This is a genomic window from Klebsiella sp. 1SOBk5mer (assembly GCF_046603115.1).
GTDB classification, from domain to species: domain Bacteria; phylum Pseudomonadota; class Gammaproteobacteria; order Enterobacterales; family Enterobacteriaceae; genus Klebsiella; species Klebsiella quasipneumoniae.
Genome location: NZ_JBKIUU010000038.1, coordinates 1 through 371, shown reverse-complemented (window position 1 = coordinate 371; position 371 = coordinate 1). Strand labels below are relative to the sequence as shown.

Genomic DNA, 371 nt, shown 5'->3' with positions numbered 1-371 from the left:
GGTTCATATCACCTTACCGACGCTTTTCGCAGATTAGCACGTCCTTCATCGCCTCTGACTGCCAGGGCATCCACCGTGTACGCTTAGTCGCTTAACCTCACAACCCGAAGACGTCTTGTTCTGTCCGGTTCGTTGCGCATCGTGAATCCTGCGTTGTTCCGTACTCGCGATGCTCATGGACATTAAGTCCACTCCGCTCGCTGCGTGCGGTACGCCTTGGCTTCACTTTGCTCACGTCACCTTTTACAGTGCCATCTTCTGATTGCGAAAATTTGAGAGACTCGAACACACTTAAACAGTGTGTCGTTTCAATTTTCAGCTTGATCCAGATTTTTAAAGAGCAAAACTTCGCAGTGCACCTTTTCAGGTTC

General features: G+C 49.3%; 1 protein-coding gene and 1 rRNA gene. Both read right to left on the bottom strand.

The window, feature by feature from the left end; translation table 11 throughout:
* A 23S ribosomal RNA gene (locus ACLH1U_RS25215) occupies window positions 1-97 on the bottom strand; the annotation flags it as partial.
* Window positions 98-371: hypothetical protein (locus tag ACLH1U_RS25210; RefSeq protein ID WP_411299516.1), on the bottom strand; the 274-nt coding region annotated here is incomplete at its 5' end. It abuts the rRNA gene before it with no gap.